This is a genomic window from Cytophaga sp. (genome assembly GCF_051961495.1).
Classification (GTDB): domain Bacteria; phylum Bacteroidota; class Bacteroidia; order Cytophagales; family Cytophagaceae; genus Cytophaga.
The window spans coordinates 1-3,042 of sequence record NZ_JBQCDF010000197.1; the positions used below are offsets into that span (position 1 = coordinate 1).

The 3,042-nt window shown below is 41.8% G+C and carries 3 protein-coding genes and 1 pseudogene; 3 read left to right on the top strand and 1 reads right to left on the bottom strand.

Annotated features, from left to right (window positions below; genetic code table 11):
* The first annotated feature begins 7 nt into the window (after positions 1-7).
* From nirD to ACTHJT_RS10655, 3 genes are all read left to right on the top strand, one after another.
* On the top strand, positions 8-364 hold the full coding sequence (gene nirD / locus ACTHJT_RS10645) for a nitrite reductase small subunit NirD (RefSeq protein ID WP_440238006.1): 357 nt from the start codon (positions 8-10) through the stop codon (positions 362-364).
* A 255-nt stretch (positions 365-619) separates the two neighbouring features.
* Positions 620-1,567 (top strand): bifunctional molybdenum cofactor biosynthesis protein MoaC/MoaB, encoded by a 948-nt coding sequence (gene moaCB, locus ACTHJT_RS10650; protein WP_440238004.1) that lies wholly within the window; start codon positions 620-622, stop codon positions 1,565-1,567.
* A 1-nt stretch (position 1,568) separates the two neighbouring features.
* Positions 1,569-2,762: a molybdopterin molybdotransferase MoeA gene (locus tag ACTHJT_RS10655; protein WP_440238005.1), complete on the top strand. Its 1,194-nt coding sequence runs from the start codon at positions 1,569-1,571 to the stop codon at positions 2,760-2,762.
* Between the two features lie 5 nt (positions 2,763-2,767).
* On the opposite strand, the pseudogene ACTHJT_RS10660 reads toward ACTHJT_RS10655, so the two are convergent.
* Positions 2,768-3,042, bottom strand: a pseudogene (locus tag ACTHJT_RS10660) (tetratricopeptide repeat protein); the annotation flags it as partial.

The following is a 3,042-nucleotide window of genomic DNA, read 5'->3' on the forward strand; positions in this document are numbered from 1 at the left end:
TACTCTTATGAAAACTTCTGAAACAACAATAAATACAACCTGGTACAAAGCTGGCTCAACTGCAGATGTGCCTGCCAACGGAGGCGCTTGTGCAATGGTTAAAGGCAAACAGATCGCTATCTTCAATTTTACCCGCCGCAACGAATGGTTTGCAACAGATAATCTTTGTCCGCATAAAAAACAAATGATCTTATCCCGTGGTATGATTGGCGATATGAGCGGTGAACCCAAAGTAGCATGTCCGTTCCACAAAAAAACATTCTCCCTTAAAGACGGTCATTGCATGTCGGGTGATGACTATACTATAAAGACCTATCCAATTAAAGTAGAAGATGGTTTGATTTTTATTGGCCTTAATGAATAATTGAATTCTTCGATATTACTTGGTTTAGTTGGGACAGCAGGTGAAAAGGGCACTTGCTGTCTTTTTATATTAAAATACCCAATAACAAAAACCAATTCGCTGCGGGCGAACAAAACTGCTGGACAACTCAAAATTTCAAATTAACTTTAAAACTATCATACAATCTTAATTTGGAATTTGTTTTTTGTGATTTGGGATTTGCATTCGTTCGGGAATACTCCGTACTTAGTACTTAATACTTAGTACTTAAAACCTATGCGCGATATTAGCGGAAAACAAATAACATTACGGACAGCAACAGGAATCGGCCTGGTAACCTGCAGCGCTGAAACTGTAGAACATATAAAAAATGATACCCTTCCGAAAGGAAATATGTTTGATGTGGCTCGTGCAGCAGCTTTCCTGGCAGCAAAAAATACATACCAGTTAATTCCTCATTGCCATCCCGTTGGTATTGATGGCATGTCGGTAGACTTTGAAATACTGGATCCTGCCAAACACGAAACCGAATTGGGAATTCCATTAGCCGGTTTACATGGCGTAATTATTCGTTCACAGATAAAATCGATCGGCAGAACCGGCATTGAGATTGAAGCGCTTACAGGCATATCTATTGCAGCTCTGACTGTGTATGATCTGCTAAAAAATATTGATAAACAGTTAAGCATTGGTCCTATTAAATTGCTTGAAAAGACAGGCGGCAAAAGCGGGCAAAAATATTTCAACACCCCACCGAAGTGTGCGGTACTTGTCTGCTCCGATTCTACCTTTGAAGGCAAGCGCGAAGATACTTCCGGGAAGAAAATCATTGAAATGCTAAACACGCATGGGATAAACGAAGTGACATATGCCATCTTACCGGATGAACCATCACAAATACAACAGAAAATCAAAGCATGGGTAGCTGACGATTATGCATATATATTTACGACCGGTGGTACAGGACTAGGTCCGCGGGACAAAACAGTTGAAGCTGTTAAAGCGATTCTTGAACGGGACGCCGATGGCATTACAGAAGCCATGCGCGTATATGGACAAATGCGTACGCCCCTTGCCATGATGTCAAGAGCAGTGGCAGGTGCCATCAATGAAACATTGATCGTAACCTTACCCGGCAGCAGCAATGGTGTGCGCGAATGCCTGGAAGCAATTATGCCCGCTGTGTTCCATGCGCGTAAAATGATGAAAGGCGGAGGACATTGATATGATCTCATTCGACGAAGCGCAGAAAATTGTTTTAAGTCATACCATAAAAACAATTCCGTCTACTATTCCCTTGTTGGAAAGCATTGGAAATTTTTATTCAGACACGATTGTTGCAGACCGGAATTATCCGCCCTTTAACAGAGCTGCCGTTGATGGCATTGCTTTTTACTGGGATGGCACCTCCCCGATCCGTGACTCTTATCAACTGGCAGGAACTATTTTTGCAGGCGAAACATGGGATACGGAAATAAAAGACTTTCAGTGCCTGCGTATCATGACGGGTGCACCTGTACCCAAGCAATTAAATGTGTTGGTACGTGTTGAAGACATTATTGCAGCAAACAATCAGATTTCCTTCAAAGAAGATCTCTCCTTTTCCCTTATGCAGAATATTGCCCGTGAAGGGGAAGATTTAAAAAAAGGTGCCGAAGTTTTACAAAAAGGAGCCCGCATTGCTATGCAGCATATCAGTACGCTGGCATCGCTGGGCTATGGCTTTGTCCCTTCCTTCGAGTTTTTAACAGCAACGATTCTACGCACCGGCAATGAAATTACAGAACCTGTAAACAAAGAGATTTCAAGCTGGCAGATCCGGGATTCGAATTCATACACCATTCGTACCTTATTAAAAGATTATCCTGTATCGTTTCATGTACGTACAGCACAGGATACGCTGGAAGCTTTAATCGGACAGATTCAACAGGGAATGAAATCAGACTTGTTAATCGTTACAGGCGGTGTATCTGCCGGAGATGCCGACTATGTACCTGAAGCATTGGTAAAATGTGGCTTCACTTGTCACTTTCACAAAGCGAAAATCCGTCCGGGCAAACCCATCTGGTTTGGCACACATCCCAATGGCTGTATAGCTTTCGGCTTGCCGGGAAATCCGTTCTCCGTACAGGTTGGCGTAAAAGTTTTTATAGAACCTTTTATCCGTGCTTGCTTTGGCAACACAGAAAAAACATTCAGTACAAAAACAATCACGCATGAACGTACTAAAAAAATCTCCTTCGATGAATTTATTGTAGCCAACGAAAACGAAAATGGCATCGTTATCAAAAAGCACAATGGTTCAGGTGATATATCTGCGCTGTTATCAAGCACTGGCATGGTTCAGCACAAAGCAGAGATAGAAAAATTATCCACGGGAGATGCTGTACATTTTTATCCATGGATAAAAATGGATTAAGTCATTTAGTTCTTCAGCTTAATCAATCTTGCTTCAATATCCATTAATTTATTCCGGTCGCTGGCAATAAGTACCTGACATGTTTTTGCATGCTCATAAGCGGCAACGGCGTGTTCCTTTTTATTCCAGTATTCATATAGCAAACCCAGTTCATACCAATGCCGCATGAGACCGGGATTGATTGCAATAGCTTTATTAAAACTTTGTTCAGATTCAACATATCCGCCATCGGGGATCTTACCAATAAAAGTCATGGCCAGCTGTTTTTCAAACCAGCTGA

What these genes read in the sequence shown, in the direction of transcription:
- nirD (WP_440238006.1), top strand. Translation starts at nt 8, where the DNA reads ATGAAAACTTCTGAAACAACAATAAATACAACCTGGTACAAAGCTGGC.
- moaCB (WP_440238004.1), top strand. Translation starts at nt 620, where the DNA reads ATGCGCGATATTAGCGGAAAACAAATAACATTACGGACAGCAACAGGA.
- ACTHJT_RS10655 (WP_440238005.1), top strand. Translation starts at nt 1,569, where the DNA reads ATGATCTCATTCGACGAAGCGCAGAAAATTGTTTTAAGTCATACCATA.